Annotated in this window: 18 protein-coding genes; 10 read left to right on the plus strand and 8 right to left on the minus strand. The window is 46.6% G+C overall.

What is annotated here, in order from left to right; genetic code table 11:
- Window positions 1-23: 23 nt before the first annotated feature.
- Window positions 24-782 carry a Nif3-like dinuclear metal center hexameric protein gene (locus B5D35_RS14920; RefSeq protein ID WP_078753366.1) on the minus strand — a complete coding sequence of 253 codons (759 nt, stop codon included), beginning with the start codon at window positions 780-782 and terminating at the stop codon, window positions 24-26.
- A 115-nt stretch (window positions 783-897) separates the two neighbouring features.
- Here B5D35_RS14920 and B5D35_RS14925 point away from each other — a divergent pair, with 115 nt between their 5' ends.
- Window positions 898-1668, plus strand: a complete 771-nt coding sequence (locus tag B5D35_RS14925) for a DUF1853 family protein (protein ID WP_078753350.1) — start codon at window positions 898-900, stop codon at window positions 1666-1668.
- Window positions 1669-1722: 54 nt separating this feature from the next.
- Here B5D35_RS14925 and pgm read toward each other — a convergent pair whose 3' ends face one another.
- Window positions 1723-3369 carry a phosphoglucomutase (alpha-D-glucose-1,6-bisphosphate-dependent) gene (pgm, locus tag B5D35_RS14930; protein ID WP_078753351.1) on the minus strand — a complete coding sequence of 549 codons (1647 nt, stop codon included), beginning with the start codon at window positions 3367-3369 and terminating at the stop codon, window positions 1723-1725.
- A gap of 124 nt (window positions 3370-3493) precedes the next feature.
- The gene (gene seqA, locus B5D35_RS14935; protein WP_078753352.1) at window positions 3494-4039 is read right to left on the minus strand and encodes a replication initiation negative regulator SeqA; all 546 of its coding nucleotides are present in this window, start codon (window positions 4037-4039) and stop codon (window positions 3494-3496) included.
- Window positions 4040-4139: 100 nt separating this feature from the next.
- On the opposite strand from seqA, the gene B5D35_RS14940 reads away from it, so the two are divergent.
- The 3 genes from B5D35_RS14940 (at window position 4140) to fldA (ending at window position 5831) form a co-directional block, all read left to right on the plus strand.
- Window positions 4140-4913: an alpha/beta fold hydrolase gene (locus B5D35_RS14940; RefSeq protein ID WP_078753353.1), complete on the plus strand. Its 774-nt coding sequence runs from the start codon at window positions 4140-4142 to the stop codon at window positions 4911-4913.
- Window positions 4914-4972: 59 nt separating this feature from the next.
- Window positions 4973-5194, plus strand: a complete 222-nt coding sequence (locus B5D35_RS14945) for a DUF2788 domain-containing protein (protein ID WP_078753354.1) — start codon at window positions 4973-4975, stop codon at window positions 5192-5194.
- A gap of 109 nt (window positions 5195-5303) precedes the next feature.
- Window positions 5304-5831 (plus strand): flavodoxin FldA, encoded by a 528-nt coding sequence (gene fldA / locus B5D35_RS14950; RefSeq protein WP_078753355.1) that lies wholly within the window; start codon window positions 5304-5306, stop codon window positions 5829-5831.
- A gap of 90 nt (window positions 5832-5921) precedes the next feature.
- Here fldA and B5D35_RS14955 read toward each other — a convergent pair whose 3' ends face one another.
- Window positions 5922-6395, minus strand: a complete 474-nt coding sequence (locus tag B5D35_RS14955; protein ID WP_078753356.1) for a DUF4442 domain-containing protein — start codon at window positions 6393-6395, stop codon at window positions 5922-5924.
- Window positions 6396-6590: 195 nt separating this feature from the next.
- On the opposite strand from B5D35_RS14955, the gene fur reads away from it, so the two are divergent.
- Window positions 6591-7034 (plus strand): ferric iron uptake transcriptional regulator, encoded by a 444-nt coding sequence (gene fur, locus B5D35_RS14960; RefSeq protein ID WP_078753357.1) that lies wholly within the window; start codon window positions 6591-6593, stop codon window positions 7032-7034.
- Window positions 7035-7095: 61 nt separating this feature from the next.
- Here the strand turns inward: fur and glnS are convergent, their stop codons facing one another.
- The 3 genes from glnS to nagE all read right to left on the minus strand — a co-directional run bounded on the left by glnS (window position 7096) and on the right by nagE (window position 13188).
- Window positions 7096-8763, minus strand: a complete 1668-nt coding sequence (gene glnS / locus B5D35_RS14965; protein WP_078753358.1) for a glutamine--tRNA ligase — start codon at window positions 8761-8763, stop codon at window positions 7096-7098.
- A 159-nt stretch (window positions 8764-8922) separates the two neighbouring features.
- On the minus strand, window positions 8923-11592 hold the full coding sequence (locus B5D35_RS14970) for a beta-N-acetylhexosaminidase (protein WP_198557039.1): 2670 nt from the start codon (window positions 11590-11592) through the stop codon (window positions 8923-8925).
- 99 nt (window positions 11593-11691) lie between these two features.
- On the minus strand, window positions 11692-13188 hold the full coding sequence (gene nagE / locus B5D35_RS14975; protein WP_078753360.1) for an N-acetylglucosamine-specific PTS transporter subunit IIBC: 1497 nt from the start codon (window positions 13186-13188) through the stop codon (window positions 11692-11694).
- A gap of 264 nt (window positions 13189-13452) precedes the next feature.
- Here nagE and nagB point away from each other — a divergent pair, with 264 nt between their 5' ends.
- The 5 genes from nagB (at window position 13453) to asnB (ending at window position 20254) form a co-directional block, all read left to right on the plus strand.
- Window positions 13453-14253, plus strand: a complete 801-nt coding sequence (gene nagB / locus B5D35_RS14980) for a glucosamine-6-phosphate deaminase (RefSeq protein WP_078753361.1) — start codon at window positions 13453-13455, stop codon at window positions 14251-14253.
- Window positions 14254-14268: 15 nt separating this feature from the next.
- Window positions 14269-15405 (plus strand): N-acetylglucosamine-6-phosphate deacetylase, encoded by a 1137-nt coding sequence (gene nagA, locus B5D35_RS14985; RefSeq protein ID WP_078753362.1) that lies wholly within the window; start codon window positions 14269-14271, stop codon window positions 15403-15405.
- A gap of 7 nt (window positions 15406-15412) precedes the next feature.
- Entirely contained in the window at window positions 15413-16627 is a 1215-nt protein-coding gene (gene nagC / locus B5D35_RS14990) for a DNA-binding transcriptional regulator NagC (RefSeq protein ID WP_078753363.1), read from the plus strand.
- Window positions 16628-16779: 152 nt separating this feature from the next.
- Window positions 16780-18348 carry a cation:proton antiporter family protein gene (locus tag B5D35_RS14995; protein WP_078753364.1) on the plus strand — a complete coding sequence of 523 codons (1569 nt, stop codon included), beginning with the start codon at window positions 16780-16782 and terminating at the stop codon, window positions 18346-18348.
- A 232-nt stretch (window positions 18349-18580) separates the two neighbouring features.
- On the plus strand, window positions 18581-20254 hold the full coding sequence (gene asnB / locus B5D35_RS15000) for an asparagine synthase B (RefSeq protein ID WP_078753365.1): 1674 nt from the start codon (window positions 18581-18583) through the stop codon (window positions 20252-20254).
- Between the two features lie 468 nt (window positions 20255-20722).
- On the opposite strand, the gene B5D35_RS15005 is transcribed toward asnB, so the two are convergent.
- Window positions 20723-21042: IS3 family transposase (locus tag B5D35_RS15005; protein WP_139367776.1), on the minus strand; the 320-nt coding region annotated here is incomplete at its 5' end.

Genomic DNA, 21042 nt, shown 5'->3' on the forward strand with positions numbered 1-21042 from the left:
CCGCTTATCGCGGCGTTTTTTATTTAAACGGGATTATTGATGTCGATGAAGGTCACATCCAAGCCATGTTCACTTGCTAACCATTCACCTAACACTTTAACACCGTATCGCTCCGTTGCATGGTGACCTGCACCATAGTAATGAATTCCCTGCTCTTTTGCTGAGAACGTTGTGCGTTCTGAAACTTCTCCAGAGATAAACGCATCCATGCCTTTGCTTGCCGCAAGATCAATAAAATCTTGTCCACCGCCAGTACACCATCCAATGCGAGAAATCAGCGCATCATTTCCGCTTTCAATATGCAGCGGTTGACGAGACAGTTTCGTTTCTAGCAATTCACCAAACGCCTTTGCTGTCATAGGTTGTGGTAACTCCCCCCAAACAGCCACAGAGTTCGGATTACCTTCTTCTAGCCCGCCTTTTTGCTCAATGCCGAGAAGCATTGCCAGTTGCGCGTTATTGCCTACCTCTGGGTGAACATCGAGCGGCAAGTGATACGCATATAAGTTTATGCCATTTTCAATCAGCGCTTTAATCCGCTTGAGCTTCATCCCTCGCAAAGGTTCCGCTTCTCCGCGCCAGAAGTAACCATGGTGCACCAAAATGGCATCCGCATTTTGTTCAATGGCTGCATCAATCAATGCCTGGCACGCCGTTACACCCGTTACGATTTTCGTGACTGACTCTTTACCCTCGACTTGCATGCCATTTGGACAGTAGTCTTTAATCGCAAACGGCTTTAAATATCCGTTTAAAATACTTTCAAGTTCAATGTTATTCATTTCGCTTCCTGAATCAGGCATTGTGATTTCGTTAAACTCATTCTAACTGTCTCCTTCGTGCAGGTGAACCTTGATTGCGGTAAGCTCCTTTTACTCAGAGAGAAAAGGATGTCGAATGTTTGCCGACAAATACCAAGTACAAAGAGATTTAGCATGGATTCGTCATGCCAGCAGCGTTGTTGAATTAGAGCCTTCCCTCTATGTGCCACAGAGTTTTTGGCGCAATTTACCCAAGATGCCATCCGCCTTCTATGAAGGGGGACATCGCATTGGTTTTTATTATCAATGGCTGGTCCAGCAATGCTTGAACGCCAGTCTAAATCACACGCTTGTTGCTGAAGAAATTCAGGTTGAAGAGGATGGACGAACTATCGGTGCGATAGATTTTGTAGTAAGAAATAGTAGCAATGAACTCGAACACTGGGAAGTCGCCATCAAATTCTATCTCGCTTTCGGAGACGACTGGCATGGCCCCAATGCGAAGGATACGTTATCCAAAAAGCTCTCAAAAATGCTTAGTCAACAGCTTGCACTTAGCAGCACCAACGCTTATCAACGTACATATCCTGATCTTCCTATTTCCAAACGGAAACTCTTGATGCAAGGACGATTGTTCGTCAATCCGTTCCTAACACACGAGGAAAGCCCTGCATCAGTACAGGTCAATCCTGATGCAGTTTCCGGCTTTTGGTGTTGGCCGCATCAAGCTCCTGAGAACAAACGGTTTTATTTATTGTCTCGTCACCAATGGATGTGCGCGCCAGATAACTCTGAACTGCCATTTTATTCATTAGATAAGGACTTACGTCGCGCGGTGCACTTAATTGATGAAAACAGAAAGCACTGGTTTATCGTCCCAGAAAACTGGCCAGATAATAGCGAGTAAATATCGGGCACAAAAAAGCCACCCCGTTGGGTGGCTTCTTTATTAATCGATCGCTTACAGACCCGCGTTTTTAAATACGTCACTGACGATTTGTTTAGCTTCTTCCTGAATTTGACGAAGATGCTCATCGCCCTTGAAGCTTTCGCAGTAAATTTTGTAAATGTCTTCAGTACCTGATGGACGCGCAGCGAACCAACCAAACTCTGTCACGACTTTTAGGCCGCCAATCGCTTGGCCATTGCCTGGTGCATGCGTCAACTTAGCGATGATGTCATCACCTGCCATGGTTGTCGCTGTCACCATTTCTGCAGACAGTTTGCTCAGTACCGCTTTTTGCTCGCCATTAGCAACTGCTTGTAGACGCGCGTAGCTAGAGTCGCCAAATTTAGCGGCCAGCTCATCGTAGTATTGTTGTGGATTTTTGCCTGTCACTGCGGTGATTTCTGCAGCAAGCAGACACAGAAGGATACCGTCTTTATCGGTCGCCCAAGGTGTGCCGTCTTTACGAAGGAAAGATGCTCCCGCGCTTTCTTCGCCACCAAAGCCCAGCTCACCAGAGTAAAGGCCGTCAACAAACCATTTGAAGCCCACTGGCACTTCACACAGTTTACGACCTAAGCTTGCAACCACTTTGTCGATGATTGCGCTTGATACCAACGTCTTACCTACACCGACTTCACTGCCCCATTGTGGACGGTGTTGGTAAAGGTAATCGATGCACACCGCCAAGTAATGGTTCGGATTCATCAAACCGCTTGGCGTCACAATGCCGTGACGGTCGAAGTCTGGGTCGTTACCGAAAGCCAGATCAAACTGATCTTTATACTCCAGCAAGCCTGCCATCGCAGACGGCGATGAACAGTCCATACGGATCACGCCATCTTTATCCAAAGACATGAAGCGGAAAGAAGGATCAATCGCGTCGTTAACCAGAGTGATATCCAGTTCAAAGTGCGCAGCGATCGCTTTCCAGTAATCGATACCTGAGCCACCTAATGGATCAACACCCAGCTTCAGACCCGCTTGTTTGATCGCTGCCATGTCGACGACCTGATCCAGCTCTTGCACGTAAGGCATCACTAAATCGACGTCAACAAACAGATCGCTCGCCGTTGCTTCGGCAAAAGAGACACGACGAACACCGTCAAGGCCTGCAGCAATCAACGCGTTAGCGCGAGACTCAATCGCTTTGGTCAGCTCACCTTCAGCAGGACCACCATGTGGCGGGTTGTATTTAATACCGCCATCTTGCGGAGGGTTATGAGAAGGAGTGATTACGAGACCATCAGCTTTGTCAGCGTTGGTTTTGTTATAACCTAGAATGGCGTGAGAGATGCCAGGAGTTGGCGTATAACCACCGCATTCTTGCGCAATCACACTGACGCCGTTTGCCACTAGCACTTCAACCACAGAGCAAAACGCCGGTTCTGATAACGCATGTGTATCTTTACCAACAAACAAAGGGCCTTGGATCCCTTGCTCTTTGCGTACATCAGCCACTGCCTGTGCAATCGCCCAAATGTGATGCTGGTTGAACGTAGACTTGTCTGCACTGCCTCGGTGGCCAGAAGTACCAAACTCAACATTATGTGCTGGATTACTAGCATCAGGAGTTAATTGGAAATAGTTGGAGACCAACAGAGGGATATTGTGCAAATCGATTTGCTGCGCGCGTTGACCTGCGCGTTCACTACTAGCCATGACTTCGCATCCTTTCATAAAAAACAAAAATAAAAACAAGTAGAGGCTCGTCAAAGACAGAGCCTCTATATAATTCTTTCTCTTTGAACCTCAACCAAGCGTTCACAGCGTGTTCCAGATGGGGTTAGATTTCGCCGACCACTTTCTCAGTGATGTCGTTTGTGAAGCCCATTTTTGTCATCAACTGCTCAACCATCTGGCGCTTGCGACCCGTATTGGTGTTTGTGATCACCCAAAACGGTGTGTCAGGGATATGTTTAGGCTTCGTTGTTTTGCCACTTTCGAGCAGTGTCTGCTCATTGTCGGCAAAATAAACACGAGTGCGGCCTTTCAATGCCGTTGCTTCAGAAAAAGCCAGGTCATCAATGCGATACAATGTAGAAAGAACCAGCATAAAGCGGCCAATCGCCCTTTCTTGTACAGCAAATTCATCTGAGATCAACAAGGAGCGCATTTCTTTTACGCGATCAATTGTGTCGCTCTTACCCGCATCTTTACTGACAACAATTCCCTTCGCTTTCTGAGTAGGGATCAATGTTGCAACGGGTTGTTGCTCCATCTGCGGTGCCATAAGTAGTCTGCGCAGGATGTCCGATGCACTTTCGCCAATATGCTGTGTTTGACTGGCGATGTACCGGTATAGCTCTTCATCAACCTCAATTGTCTTCATCGTTCGATCATCGTGTCCTAATTTCAATTCAACGAGGCGATTATACAGAGTTAGACAGGTATACTCTACGGCAAACGATTCATATTGAGAGAAAACATCGGTGTTTTTGAACTTTAAGATCCAAGGCAATGGCGAACCATTGCTCCTGATCCATGGCCTTTTTGGCAGTTTAGACAACTTAGGTGGTTTGGCTCGCGTTTTAGCGGAACAATACAAAGTCTATCAAATTGATCTTCCTAATCACGGCTTGTCTCCTCGAAGTCTGAATGTCGACTACGTTTCACAAGCAGCTGCCGTCATGGCGTTTCTTGATCAACAGGATCTAACCTGTGTTTCTGTTGTCGGCCACTCAATGGGCGGAAAAGTGGCCATGATGTTGGCAACGCAATACCCAGATCGTATTAAACAATTGGTCGTAATGGATATTGCTCCTGTGAGTTACCAAGTGCGTCGCCACGACAATGTCTTTGCAGGGTTGAATGCCTCGAAGCAACTGCCCCTGCGCAGCAGAAAAGAAGCAGAAGCAAAGCTCGCAGAACACATCGTCGACCCTGGCGTACGTCAGTTTCTATTGAAATCCCTGGCTCGCCAAGAAGATGGGACATTCGATTGGCGATTTAATGTTGATACATTAGAGGCAAATTACGAAGACATCACGGGATGGACAAAGTTAGATCAATTCGGGGGGAGCACGCTGTTTTTGAAAGGCAGTGAGTCTGACTACATTTCAGCCGAACATCGCGGCGAAATTGAAGCACAATTCCCGAATGCGAAAGCACATGTCGTTGCTAACACGGGTCACTGGCTACATGCCGAAAAACCCGAAACTGTCGCACGAGTGATCACTCGCTTTTTAACAAAGTCTGTGCGTTAACAGACAGATGGCAGTTATGCTATAGTTCGCGCGATAAAGGTTCCGACAGGGAGGCGGACATGCTGTATGAGCATTTTGAACTGCTCGAAAAGATAGGCTTGGATTTACTCTTTGCAGGCATATTCTTTTTTATCGGTATGGCAATCAAGGACGTGCTGAAAGAAGGGAATGTACCGCCATTTGGACGCCGTATTGTCTGGCTGGTTCTTTTCCTCGGATGCGCAGGATTCATTACCAAAGGTGTGATTCAAATTTTTTGGGAAGGTGTTGGCATTGGCTAACAGCTTTCTACGTAATGAAAGCAAAGAGAAGGCTGCACCTTCTTCTACACTTTATTTTGCGAGATGTGTATATTGCATCTCAATAAACCGAACATAGGTATTCTCGATTATGGCAAGCGTAGGTCTCTTCTTTGGCAGCGATACAGGTAACACTGAAGCCATTGCCAAGATGATTCAAAAACAATTGAGCAAAGAACTGGTCCACGTACAGGACATCGCGAAGAGCAGCAAAGAAGACATCGATAATTTCGATCTGCTGCTTTTGGGCATTCCAACTTGGTACTATGGCGAAGCACAATGCGATTGGGATGATTTCTTCCCAGAGCTAGAGCAAATTGACTTCTCAACCAAACTGGTAGCAATTTTCGGTTGCGGTGACCAAGAAGACTACGCGGAATACTTCTGTGACGCGATGGGTACCATCCGTGACATCGTTGAGTCTAAAGGCGGCACCATTATTGGTAACACCTCAACGGACGGCTACGAATTTGAAGCATCAAAAGCGCTGGTGGATGACAACAACTTTGTAGGTCTATGTATCGATGAAGACCGTCAGCCAGAATTGACAGCGCAGCGCGTTGAAAACTGGGTAAAACAAGTCCACGAAGAAATGTGCCTGTCTGAACTGGAAGACTAATCTTCGGCGAAAAGTCATAGAAAAAGCGCGCCTGTGGCGCGTTTTTTTATGCTTAAAGCAAACCCATAGATTGCGTTACGTGATTTTCGTTTATTCACTTTCCCGATATCTCGGTTTTTTCCTCACATAAAGCACTCTCTTGACCCGGCTGACCACTTCACCATCAGTATCGACGACGTTTACCACAAACTCGGGGAAGACTTTGTCACCATTTTCAGTTCCATGGCGAATTGATGCGAGTGCGTCGTCAGAAATCACGAAATCTGCAAATAAATCTGAGCTTCCTGGCTTAATGAAATTGATGTCAGCTTCTTTATCCCAGACAAAATAACGTTCACGGAGAATCCCCATTAGCATCAAAGCATAAACGGGGTCTGTCATTGAAAATATGCTGCCACCATATTGAGTACGGTTGGCATTTTTATTCCACCAACGAAGCTTCAGTTTTACTTTCACTTCTCGAAAATCATCAGAGATTGAAAGTATTTTAATGCCCGCCCCCCAAAAAGGCGGCCAACTATTTAGCGCAAATTTGACAACGTTGGGCTTATAAAACTTGAACACGTGAAATCCTTTTCTGGTCAAACCAGTTTTATCGTGCCACTTTTTCTTAACAGCTACAAGCCGCAAAACCAACCAAACAACTCAGATATTTGTACTATGCTACTGGCGGCGGCTTATCACATTTGTTACGCTAGTTATCAATTTTTCCCGTTCTCAATACACTCAAGGGAAAAGCAATTACGTAGGAAGAACCGGATGTCAGATAACAATAAGGCATTGAAAGACGCAGGACTTAAAGTCACCCTGCCTCGATTGAAAATCTTAGAAGTCTTGCAAGAGCCGGACTGTCAGCACATCAGCGCAGAAGATCTTTACAAAAAGCTGATCGACATCGGAGAAGAAATCGGTCTTGCGACCGTATACCGTGTTTTGAACCAATTTGACGACGCAGGGATTGTGACGCGTCACCATTTCGAAGGCGGTAAATCAGTATTTGAACTGGCAACGCAGCAGCATCACGACCACCTTGTCTGCCTTGATTGCGGTAAAGTGATTGAGTTCACGGATAACGTGATTGAGCAACGCCAACGTGAAATCGCCCATAAATTCAACGTTCGTCTTACCAATCACAGCCTGTACTTATACGGCCACTGCTTGGAAGGTGACTGTAAGGCTGATCCTAGCCTGCATGACGCTTAAGGCAAAATTTTGACATAAAAAAACCGGAGCCAAGGCTCCGGTTTTTTTTATGTCGTACGAACTAGTCGCCGATTTTTGCCCAAGTATCACGTAGGCCCACGGTACGGTTAAATACCAGAGTATCTTTTGAGCTGTCTTTACGATCAGCACAAAAGTAACCCATACGCTCAAATTGGAAACCTTGCTCTGCCGCAGATGCTTTTAAGCTTGGCTCAACAAATCCACGAACCACAGTCAGTGATTCAGGGTTGATGGTTGCTGCAAAGTCGTCCGCTGCACCTGGATTTGGCACAGTGAACAGACGGTCATACAGACGGAATTCGGCTTCAACACCCGCATCTGCAGATACCCAGTGAATCACACCTTTTGCCTTGCGACCATCAGCAGGATCTTTACCTAGCGTATCCGGATCGTAAGTACAGTAAACTGTCGTTACTTTACCGTTTTCGTCTTTTTCACAGCGCTCAGCTTTTACGTAGTAAGCGTTACGCAAGCGTACTTCTTTACCCAGAACCAGACGCTTGTACTTCTTGTTCGCTTCTTCGCGGAAGTCTTCAGCTTCAATCCAGATTTCACGGCTGAACGGTACTTCACGCTCACCCATTTCTGGTTTGTTTGGATGGTTTGACGCTTTCAGCGTTTCAATCTCACCCGCTTGGAAGTTTTCGATCACAAGCTTAATAGGATCCAGAACCGCCATCGCACGCGGTGCGTTGTCATTCAGATCGTCTCGTACACATGACTCAAGCGAACTCATCTCGATGGTATTGTCTTGCTTGGTCACACCGATGCGCTTACAGAATTCACGGATAGCAGCAGACGTGTAACCACGGCGACGCAAACCAGAAATCGTAGGCATACGTGGGTCGTCCCAACCATTTACCAGATTCTCGCTCACCAGTTGGCTAAGCTTGCGCTTAGACATGACGGTGTATTCAAGATTCAAGCGGCTGAATTCGTACTGACGCGGCTGACATTCAATCGTGATGTTATCCAACACCCAGTCGTAAAGACGACGATTGTCTTGGAATTCCAACGTACACAGGCTGTGTGTAATACCTTCGATCGCATCAGAAATACAGTGTGTGAAGTCGTACATTGGGTAAATGCACCACTTGTCACTGGTTTGATGGTGATGAGCAAAACGCACGCGATAGATAACCGGATCACGCATCACCATAAACGGTGATGCCATGTCGATTTTTGCACGCAGACAGGCTTTACCTTCTGCGAACTCGCCATTTTTCATTTTCGCGAACAGCTCAAGGTTTTCCTCAATGCTACGATCGCGGTACGGGCTGTGCTTGCCCGGTGCAGTCAGGGTACCACGGTATTCGCGGATCTCATCTGGACTCAGCTCTTCAACGTAAGCCAGACCTTTTTCGATCAGTTCAACAGCATAGCCGTGCAGACGATCGAAATAGTCAGATGAGTAGCAAATCTCGCCATCCCACTGGAAACCCAACCAGTTCACATCGTCTTTGATTGACTCAACAAACTCGATGTCTTCTTTCTCAGGGTTGGTGTCGTCAAAACGCAGGTTACATTGCCCCTGGTAGTCTTTTGCGACGCCAAAGTTCAGACAGATCGATTTTGCGTGTCCAATGTGCAGATAACCATTTGGCTCTGGCGGAAAACGCGTGTGGACTGTGGTGTGTGCACCACTCGCCAAATCTTTATCAATGATTTGACGGATGAAATTGGTTGGACGAGCCTCAGACTCACTCATCAAATTTACCTCGTAGGAAGATCCGGATACGAAATTATAAAAATTAACGCCCAATGATCCACGATCACGGCGGTTTACTCAACCACTACTGAACGTAGAAGCACCAATTGGACAAAAAAAAGCCCGCGAAGTGCGGGCTTTGAGTGGATGAGGACAAAATTACAGAGAAACTGCGCGACCTTCGCGTTGTTTGTCTGCGCTCAGCGCACGTACTTTTACGTGGCTCGCGTCTTCAATCGCAACTGGTGCAGCATAATCAGTCCAAGACTTACCGCCGTCTACAGAGTACTGCAGAGGCAGACCTGGCATGCTGATGTTCATGTGCAGGGTACCTTGCTCCATGATCGCACCTGGTACTGGGATTCGGTACTGGATGCCAGCCGCGTCCAGTTTCGCCATTTCACGCTGACCCATTACGTTTGCAAAACGCGTCCAGTCTTGAAGCTGTGCGTCTTTGTCTACGTGAGTGGTTTGCTGGTTGAACTGCTTACCTGCTTGGTAATCCAGCTCCCAGTCAGCTTTGTGCCATGCACGCTCAGCTGCTGCGATAACGCGTGGGAATACCATGTATTCGTACTGCTCGTCAGTACGTACAGTTTCACTCCACAACTGCGCAGACAGGCCGTAGAAGCCATCGTTATGGTCTACAGTACCTTTACCGCTGAAGCCATTACCGTCACGGTCAAGAGATGTTTCAGCGTTCTGAGGCAGGTTCTCTGGTGCAAAGCCGAACATTTTGCGCGTATCGGTTGCACGCGTTGCCCAGTAGTAACCGCGTTCTTTAGGGTCAACTTCGTAAGGCATGTCCATGTACACGTAGTCTGGGTTAGACACGATCATGTCGTAGCCTTTGGCTGCCCAGTCGTATGCAGACGCATCACCGCCCCAGTACAGAACGTCCCAGAAGTTTACACGGGTGTTCTTGGTATCGAATGCAGATGCATCTTTCGAGTACTTCAGGCCGTCCTGCCATGCTTGGAAGTTTTCGATGCCGTGTTCAGCAACCACACCACTTACTTTCTCAGCAAAGTAGCTTGGTAGGTGACCGAAGTCAGACACAACGCCTTCTTCAATCAGCTTTTGACACATTGGAGACTTAGCAAAAGGCTTGTCTTGCTGGCTCAGGTCGATAGAACCTTTCCATGCAACTGGATCAGCCGCGTTGGTGTCTTGGAAACCTGCATTCAGCTTGATGTTCTTCGCTTCGTCACCACCGAAGTGCCAGGTGTTCAGTGGCATACCGGCTTCGTCATGCATCGCTTTCACTTCCGTGATCACTTTGCTTACGAAGTTCATTGATGAATCCATACAAGGGTTCACGAAGCTACGCTTGTCGTAGAACTGAACAGTCGTTACGTTTGACGTATCCATTGGATCCATCAGACGGAACTCTTCTGCTTTCGCCAGATCGCCTTGCTCTGCGTACTTCTTGTAACGTGCTTCCATTGAAACCACTGCTGCACGTGAGTGTGCTGGCATGTCGATTTCTGGGATCACTTCGATACCACGTGCTTTCGCGTGCTCAAGAATTTCGATGTAATCCGCTTTCGAGAAGAAGCCTGAACCGAAGTTGTCGCTATCTGGACCTGAACCCAGTTGTGGCAACAGACATGAAGTTTCAGACAGGTCGTGACAACGCTCCGCACCCACGTCAGTCAGCTCTGGCAGGCCAGGGATTTCCAAACGCCAACCTTCATCGTCAGTCAGGTGAAGGTGCAGTTTATTCAGCTTGTACGCCGCCATTTGGTCAACGGTACGCAGGATTGCTTCTTTTGAGTGGAAGTTACGTGCAACGTCAACCATTACACCACGGTATTGGAAGCGTGGTGCATCTTCAATAGCAACCCAAGGCAGAACCTCTGCGTCACCTTTGCTCATTAGAGCCAGCATAGATTGCAGACCGTAGAACGCGCCTACGCTGTCGTAGCCCAGCACTTCAACACCAGCAGCGTTAATTGCCAGTTTGTAAGCACCAGAAACCGCTTCTTCGCCTTCAAACGCTTTGGCATCAACGTTGATGTTAAGTGCTACGTCACCCTTAACGTTCACGTCCAGCAGCTCAGCACGCTCTTCAAACGCCGCCAGTTGCGCTGCATCCAGAGCGTTGTTAGTGATAGCGAAACCGCCAGCAACATTTAGCTCACCGCGCATTTGACGCGCTTTCAGTGGCGTTGGAATGATTGCAGCTTCGATCGCACCTTCAGACAGTGCTTCTACATCGCTGTTTTTCGCAAAACGTGATGCCGCAGTCGCCAGGATGTTGTTGTCTTCTGGAACACGCTTGTATTCGTTACCTTCGATTTCTGACACGAATGCGTCTACGTTTTCAGTGTTCAGAGACTCGATAGCTTTTGGTGTTGCGTCGCCTGAAACAACATATGCACGTGGCATGAAGTCTGTTTCAAACAGCGTCCAGTATTCTTGAATTAGGGGGATTTCAATCGTTTCGCCAGCAGCAAAGCCTTTGAAAGACTCAGTTGGCGTCAGCACATACAGGTCACCAGTGATGTGCTCGATGGTGAAGTCTTTGTTCGCAACTTCTAGGATAACGCGGATGCTGTGCAGGTAGATTTTCCAATCGTTGCTTTCTACTGCATCGCCATCGTTCACCACGGTCATGGTGATTTCGTTACAAGACGCCCATTCTGCGCCCATTTCCTGACACGCCATGCCTTCTTGCGCACCGTGGTTAGTCACGATGTCGTAGCTGATGTTCAGTTGAGAAGACAATGCGTCAACAATGTGTTGTTGCTCTGAGCCTAACTGCAGAGTACCGCAACCAGTCAGGCCTGCAGCAATAGCCGCAGATACCATTCCAAGCTTAAATATTTGTTTCATATATATTTCCCTACGAATCCGGCCAAAAAAGGCCCAAAAAAAGCCGACCCCGTTAGAGGCCGGCTGTATTGACTATTTAGTCAGTATTTATTAAGGCAGTTGTACGTTAGACAAGTCTTCTGTCGTACCGACTTTTTTCATTTCGCCAGCAACGATTTCTGCCAGAGGGCCCAAGATAACTTGCAGGTTATTGGTGCCCAACTTAACAACGCCCATCGCACCCAGTGCTTTCAGCGTTTTCTCGTCGATTTGGCTGCCGTCTTTAACAGTCAGGCGCAGACGAGTAATACATGCATCGATGTTGGTCAGATTATCGTGACCGCCCAGTGCTTTCAGGTACTGACGTGCAAGGATGCCAGTTTCTTTAGAACCAGTTACGCCGCTTGCTGGTGCTTCGTCATCCAAATCTTCACGACCAGGCGTCGCCAGATTGAACTTAACGATCGCGGTACGGAATACAACGTAGTAGATACCGCCAAACGCCAGACCTTGAAGAATCAGCATGTACCAGTCTTTCGCCAGCGGGTTACGAGTAGACAGAACCATATCTACCAGACCTGCTGAGAAGCCGAAGCCCGCAATCCACTGCATAGATGCTGCGATGTATACGGAGATACCTGTCAACAATGCGTGAAGAACGTATAGGCCAGGCGCCAAGAACATGAATGAGAATTCTAGAGGCTCGGTAACACCAGTGAAGAACGATGCGAAACCAGCTGCGATCATGATAGATGCAACTTTTTCTTTGTTCTCTGGCTTAGCAGTGTGGTAAATCGCTAGCGCAGCACCAGGCAAACCAAACATCATGATTGGGAAGAAGCCCGCTTGGTACATACCTGTTACACCAACAGTTGCAGTACCTTCAGCGATTGATTTCGCGCCACCCAGGAAGTTAGGGATGTCGTTGATACCCGCTACGTCAAACCAGAATACAGAGTTCAGAGCGTGATGCAGACCAACAGGGATCAGAAGACGGTTGAAGAACGCGTATAAACCCGCACCCAGTTCACCCATACCTTGGATGCCTTCACCAAAGCTTACTAGACCGCCGTAAACTGTTGGCCAGATGTACATCAGTATGAAAGCAATGATGATACCCGCGACAGAAGTCAGGATAGGAACCAGACGCTTACCAGAGAAGAACGACAATGCTTTGTGCAGTTCAACAGAAGAGAAACGGTTGTACAGCTCAGCAGAAACGATACCGACCAGGATACCTACGAATTGGTTGTTGATTCGGCCAAACGCTGCAGGAACAGAGCTTGGGTCAATACCTTGAATCTGCGCAACTGCATTTGGTGCAAGCAACGTAGTAACAACCAAGAAACCAACGAAACCAGACAGTGCAGCGGCACCATCTTTATCTTTTGACATACCGTACGCAACACCCACCGCGAACAGTACAGACATATTGTCGATGATTGCAGCACCAGCTTGAATCAATAATGCTGCAAGTGCGCTGTTCGCACCCCAGCCATCCGGGTCAATCCAGTAACCGACACCCATAAGAATTGCAGCTGCAGGAAGCACGGCAACTGGTACCATTAGTGCTTTACCTACTTTTTGAAAGTAACCGAGAATATTCACCTTTGTTCCCCCTATGTGGTTATTTCTCAGAGTTGTTATGACAACATGGGATTTTTTTTACTATCCAATGTGAGTCAGTGGCAGTGTATTCCATTAATTTCGCCCCGCAAATTAAAACGAATGCAATTGTGATTATTGTCACTCAAAACACCATGAGATCCAGTTTTTTGCTAGCACGCTCATAAAACTTATTTTATGATGAAAACTAAGATGCCAATCGATTACGATTGAATCAGATTTTGAATTTACTATAGAGGTGTCCCTGTGAGACTTATCCCGCTACAAACTGCACATGAAGTAGGCCTTTGGTCAGCACGTTATATCGTTGATACAATTAACAAACTTGCACCAACGGAAGATCGCCCGTTTGTTCTGGGTCTGCCAACAGGTGGCACACCTCTGAACACCTATAAGCAACTGATTCATCTTCATAAGCAAGGCGAAGTAAGCTTCAAACACGTTGTAACTTTCAACATGGATGAGTACTGCGGCATTCCTGCGGACCACCCTGAGTCTTACCGCAGTTTCATGTTCAACAACTTCTTTAATCACATTGATATTCAAGAAGAAAATATCAACCTGTTGAACGGTAATGCCGAAGACCACGTTGTAGAATGCAAACGCTACGAAGACAAAATCAAGTCATACGGTAAAATCAACCTGTTCATGGGTGGTATTGGTAACGATGGTCACATTGCATTCAACGAGCCAGCGTCTTCTCTGTCTTCTCGCACTCGTATCAAAACACTGACTGAAGATACTCGCATTGCAAACTCTCGTTTCTTTGACAATGACATCAACCAAGTACCAAAGCATGCATTGACCATCGGTGTTGGTACACTATTGGATGCGGAAGAAGTGATGATTCTGATCACTGGCCACAACAAAGCATTGGCTCTGCAAGCAGCGGTTGAAGGTTCAGTCAACCACCTGTGGACTGTTTCAGCTCTTCAGCTTCACCCTAAAGCACTGATGATTTGTGATGATCCGTCAACAGCTGAGCTAAAAGTGAAGACTGTTAAGTACTTCCAAGAGCTAGAAGCTCAAAACATTAATAACCTGTAAGGTAAGGAAGTCTTCATGTACGCACTGATTAACTGCCGTATTTTTACTGGTAGCGAAGTGCTGGACAATCATGCTGTCGTCATCGACGGCAGTTTGATCCAGAGCATTTGCCAAGAAAAAGATTTGCCAGAAGGCATTGAGACCCGTTCTCTGGACGGTGCATACCTCACTCCTGGTTTCATCGACCTGCAGCTTAACGGCTGTGGCGGTGTGATGTTTAACGACCAAGTGACAGCGGATACTATTCGCACCATGCACTTGGCGAACTTGAAATCCGGCTGTACTAGCTTCCTGCCAACGCTGATCACTTCTTCTGATGAAGACATGAAAGCGTCAGTGAACGCAATCCGCGATTACCAAGAGCAATACCAGAATGAAGCATTGGGTTTGCACCTTGAAGGTCCATACCTGAACGTTGCTAAAAAAGGTATTCACAGCGTTGATTACATCCGTCGTTCAGATGATGCGATGATTGACTTCATGGCAGCTAACGCAGATGTCATTACCAAAGTCACTTTGGCACCAGAACTAACGCCTGAAGCGCATATTCGCCAACTGGCTGACGCAGGTATCGTTGTTTCTGCGGGTCACACTAATGCAAGTTATGTAGAAGCACGTGAAGGCTTCAAAGCGGGTATTACTTTCTCCACTCACCTGTTCAACGCAATGACCCCTATCGCTGGTCGTGAACCAGGTATGGTAGGCGCAATCTACGATACGCCAGAAGTGTACACCGGTGTTATCGCCGACGGATTCCACGTTGATTATGCAAACATTCGCATTGCTCACAAACTGAAAGGTGAAAAGCTGGTTCTGGTTACAGATGCAGCAGCCCCTGCAGGAGCCGACATGGATCACTTTATTTTTGTTGGTAAGAAAGTATATTACCGTGATGGTAAGTGTGTTGATGAAAATGGCACGCTTGGCGGTTCGGCATTGACCATGATTGAAGCAGTACAGAACTCTGTCGAACATGTAGGTATCGCTTTGGATGAAGCGGTTCGCATGGCAACACTGTACCCTGCATGTGCTATCGGTATGGATAACAAGCTTGGCCGTATCAAAAATGGATATGTAGCTAACTTGGCTGTGTTTGACCGTGATTTCAATGTCAAAGCGACGATCGTTAACGGCGAATACACATTGAATTAGGACATTTATGACTGGCGGACAAATCGGTAACGTAGATCTGGTTAAACAGCTGAACGGTGCCGCCGTTTATAGACTCATCGACCAGCAAGGTCCGATTTCACGAATACAAATTGCTGATGTAAGCAGTCTTGCTCCAGCAAGCGTGACCAAAATCACCCGCCAGTTGCTTGAGCGCGGCCTTATCAAAGAGGTCGCGCAACAAGCGTCCACCGGAGGTCGACGAGCCATCTCGTTGACCACCGAGTGCGCACCATTCCACTCCCTCGCAGTTAGACTTGGTCGTGAGCGAATTGAATTAGCCCTCTTCGACTTGTCTGGAAAGCCATTGGCAGTCCATGAAGAATCTTTCCACTACCCAAGCCAAGAAGCGCTGATTGAAGGGCTGCTACACCACTTACACAGCTTTCTAGCAGCGAAACAAGATATCCTTAAAGAACTGATCGCGGTTTCAATCTCTCTGCCTGGATTGGTGGATGCAGAAACGGGCATCGTTGAATACATGCCACATATTTCGATTGATAAATTACCGTTAAGTGACTTAATTCGCGACGAGTTTGGTGTGCAGTGTTTTATCGGAAATGATACTCGTGGTCAGGCTCTCGCAGAACATTATTTCGGGGTGAGTAAAAATTACTACGATACGCTTCTCGTCAGTGTTCACAACGGTGCAGGCGCGGGGATCATCGTCAATGGTCAAGTATTTTTAGGGTATAACCGCAACGTCGGCGAGATCGGCCATATCCAAATCGACCCACTGGGTAAGAAGTGTCAATGTGGGAATTTTGGTTGTTTAGAAACCGTCGCGTCAAACCCGGCAATCATTGAACACGCCCAGCAATTGCTCGCTCAGGGTCATGAAAGCATGTTGCAAGGTAAGCTCGAACTTGATGTATCCGATATCTGCCGCGCAGCAGTGGCAGGCGACGAATTGGCTCGCCAAGTGCTGGTAAAAGTCGGAAACCACCTAGGAAAAGCAATTGCGATGACAATTAACCTGTTTAACCCGCAACAAGTCGTTATTTCTGGGGAAATTACTGAAGCACAAAGTGTCGTATTCCCAGCCATTCAACGTTGTGTAGAAAACCAATCTTTACGCACTTTCCATCAAAATCTACCTATCGTTGCCGCAGGTTTATCTTCGACACCAACCCTTGGCGCCTTTGCTTTGGTGAAGCGTGCAATGCTTAATGGCGCGCTACTTCAAAAGCTTTTAGAAGATTAGTTTTTCAAATCTTCGTAACATCTCGTTTCAAAGGCGGCACTGGTTAAAGGTGCCGCCTTTGTTTTATCATACAGTTACAAAACTCTTTTAATTCTGTTGGTTAGCTTATTCACATCTGACTAACTCAATCATTCAGGACGAATCACGTATTTATGGATCTCGTTATTATTGCCGTCGCCTTTCTCAGCGGCTTTCTTATGCTACGTTGCCACATGCCGCCACTGGTTGGCTTCTTAATCGCAGGCTTTGCACTTCATGCAGCAGGTTTTACCTCAACACCGATCATTCAATCACTTGCTGATCTTGGTGTAACGCTTCTTCTGTTTACCATTGGCTTAAAACTCGATGTAAGGTCGTTGCTTAACAAAGAAATCTGGTTTGGTGCGTCTTTACACAATGCGATGACTACAGCTCTGTTTTCGCTCTGTCTCATCGGATTTAAAACCGTTGGCATTTCCGCTTTCCAAGATCTTGCCATTAACGAATTGGTACTCTTCGCTTTTGCCTTGTCATTTTCGAGTACTGTTTTTGCTATCAAAGCACTGCAAGAAAAAGGCGAGATGAACGCCACCTATGGCACATTGGCTATTGGCGTTCTCATTATGCAGGACATTTTTGCCGTTGTGTTTTTAACCATAGCTTCTGGTAAAACGCCAGGGGTTGAAGCACTTGTCTTATTTGGCCTTCCCTTTCTCCGCCCTTTATTATTCCGTTTTCTCGACAAAGCAGGGCATGGTGAGGTACTGGTTCTTTTCGGTATCTTCCTCGCTTTAGTGTTAGGTGCTGGCCTGTTTGATGCAGTTGGTATGAAGGCTGACCTAGGCGCGTTAATTGTAGGTATGTTAATGGCCGGGCACCCCCGCGCGTCTGAAATGGCAAAGTCACTCTTTAACGTAAAGGAGCTGTTTTTAGTCTGCTTTTTTCTCAACATCGGCCTTTCAGAACAACCCACGATGCAAGGCTTAATGATTGCACTGCTATTAATGTTGCTTTTACCGCTTAAAGGTTTGCTGTATTACCTCATCTTTAACGGGTTCAGGTTTCGGATCCGTACCTCTTTATTTGCTACGTTGACCCTGTTTAACTACAGCGAATTTGGTCTCATCGTCGGTGGTATTGCTTATCAACTCGGTATGCTGCCAGGCAGCATACTTGTTGCTATCGCCATTGCCGTATCACTTTCCTTCATGATTTCTGCACCGCTGAACACGTTTAGCCATCGTATTTATTCATCTATAGCCCAGCATTTGCACGACCCTACCCCGGAGAACATTCACCAAAATGACCAATTAATTGACCTAGGAAAAGCCAACGTAGTGATTCTCGGTATGGGTCGCATCGGTAGCGGCGCATATGATGAGATGAACGAAGCCTACCCGAAAGGAGTCTTAGGTATCGAAGCCCGAGAAGACTCTGTCGATAAACATGTTGGTGAGGGGCGAAGGGTCATTCATGGAGATGCAACGGACCCAGATTTTTGGTCAAGAGTCACGTCTTCTAAGCACATTGAATTGATTCTGCTTGCAATGCCGAACAGTCAGGCTAACACCATTGCTATGGAGCAAATTCAACAGCTTGGATTTAAAGGTAAGGTTGCAGCTATAGCCCGATATGCCGATGAGTTAGAACAACTGCAAGAACTTGGTGTAGACGCAGCATTCAACATCTATAGAGAAGCAGGCTCAGGTTTTGCGCGTCACGTGAAAGAGCAACTGCTGTGAAAAATGCTACGGCCACGAACTAAACGGATCGCAAAAGTGGCTACTTCGCCATCCGGCATTAATTTTCATTCACCAAATGTAATCATTTGGTGAATGAAATCAAATTACATCTTGGGTTTATTATTTTATTTTCCATAACAGGTTGCATTTTTTGTTCAATTTGGCAAATTGAGTTCAACACAAATTAAAAATACGTTAATTCAGCGTAATAAAGGAAGTTTGAGAGGGATTTATGTGTTCTGTATTTGGCATCTTAGATATTAAATCTGATGCGACACCACTGCGTCAGACGGCATTAGAAATGTCAAAACTGCTTCGCCATCGCGGCCCAGACTGGTCAGGTATTTATGCCTCGGACCGTGCGATTCTTGCTCACGAACGTTTGGCGATTGTTGGATTGAATAGTGGTGCTCAACCACTTTACAGCCCAGACCGCAAGTTGATCCTTGCAGTCAATGGCGAAATCTACAACCACAAAGAAATTCGTGCGCGCTACGATGGCAAATACGAATTCCAAACCGATTCTGACTGCGAAGTTATTTTGGCTCTGTATCAAGATAAAGGCGCAGACTTGTTGGAAGAACTGAACGGTATTTTCGCGTTTGTTCTCTATGATGAAGAGAAAGACGAGTATCTGGTAGGTCGCGACCACATTGGTATCATTCCACTTTATCAAGGCTATGATTCGCTCGGTAACTACTATATTGCTTCTGAGATGAAAGCACTCGTACCTGTTTGTAGCAGCATCAGTGAATTTCCTCCTGGTAGCTCTTACAGCTCTAGCGATGCTGAACCCCAGCGTTACTACATTCGTGATTGGAATGAATTCGCAGCGGTAGAAAATAACTCCACGAGCAAAGAAGAGTTAACTGAAGCCCTTGAAGCCGCTGTTAAGCGTCAACTAATGACTGACGTACCCTATGGCGTTCTGCTTTCCGGCGGCCTTGATTCTTCGATTACCTCCGCAGTCGCTAAACGCTTTGCAGCGATGCGAATTGAAGACGATAGTCAATCAGAAGCATGGTGGCCACAATTGCACTCCTTTGCCGTCGGCCTTGAAGGCGCTCCAGACCTAAAAGCGGCACGCGAAGTTGCGGATCAAATTGGTACCGTTCATCATGAGATGACTTATACCATTCAAGAAGGTTTAGATGCGATTCGTGATGTTATTTATCACATAGAAACGTATGACGTCACCACCATTCGCGCTTCGACCCCCATGTACTTGATGGGTCGAAAAATCAAAGCAATGGGAATTAAAATGGTTTTGTCTGGCGAAGGCGCGGACGAGATTTTTGGTGGATATCTGTATTTCCACAAGGCACCAAACGAAAAAGAGTTCCATGAAGAAACTGTTCGTAAACTGCTTGCATTGAACATGTTCGATTGTGCGCGTGCGAACAAATCGCTTGCAGCATGGGGAGTGGAAGGACGCGTACCATTCCTCGATAAAGAATTTATCGATGTTGCAATGCGCCTTAACCCGAAAGATAAAATGTGCGGCAACGGCAAAATGGAGAAACACATTCTTCGCGAATGCTTTGAGCATTACTTGCCAGAGGCCATTGCTTGGCGCCAAAAAGAACAATTCTCCGACGGCGTTGGCTATAGCTGGATTGATACACTGAAAGCTGTGGCAGAAGAAAAAGTAACGGACCAACAAATGGAAACCGCGCAATTCCGGTTCCCTTACAACACGCCAACAACGAAAGAAGGTTATGCTTATCGTGAAATCTTTGAAGAATTGTTCCCACTACCAAGTGCTGTTGAGTGTGTGCCCGGAGGCCCATCCATCGCGTGTTCCAGTGCAAAAGCGATTGAGTGGGATGAAAGCTTTAAAAACGCTGCAGATCCATCAGGCCGCGCCATAGCAGCTGTACATAAAGAAGCATACAGCGCAAAGTAAGCAATTGTAACTTAAGAGCCACTGAAATAACTCAGTCGGCTCTTTTTTTTATTTTTGCTGCAACCCTCATATCAACGCTCATCACACAAGCTAGCTAACATCGTAAAAAGTCCGTTTATTGAGTTTTCCCGCCTGCACGATTGCATTCTCTACTTTATGTAACCCTCAAGATGTCCCAATAGACCGCATTACATCGACACGATGTTCAATTGTCGGCCTGATCTGACTAAACCCCAAGAATGACCAAGCAACGCCGGACAGAGCCAATACGCGCCAACAATAGCCTGAAGAGCTAGGTCTATTCTCGGTACTAACACCCAGATGATCGATAATTTTGCTCAACGCATGATAGTCATCACTAAACATCAGGGTAGTCAAAGAAACCCTCTTAACTGTTTTGATATGTTGCCTCTCATTTTGAAAACGACAAGGCAACATCTAACGGCGCTCTGGTAAGACCCCAGAACTCTATACACTTTCAAGCTTCTGATAATACTGTCTTTCGTATTCATTCGGTGACAGTCCACCATTAGTACCATGATTCCGTTTTGGATTGTAGAAGTACTCGATATATTCAAATATCTCAGAGCGTGCTTCCTCACGGGTTTTATAGATTCTTCGTTTTACTCTATCTTTCTTGAGCAGCGAGAAAAAACTCTCAGCAACGGCGTTGTCGTGACAGTTTCCCTTTCTACTCATGCTAATTTCCATATTGTGTTCTTTTAGGAAACTGCGCCAGTCGCTCGAGGTATATTGAACGCCTTGATCAGAGTGAACGAGCACCTGTT

The organism is Enterovibrio nigricans DSM 22720 (genome assembly GCF_900167155.1).
Lineage (GTDB): Bacteria > Pseudomonadota > Gammaproteobacteria > Enterobacterales > Vibrionaceae > Enterovibrio > Enterovibrio nigricans.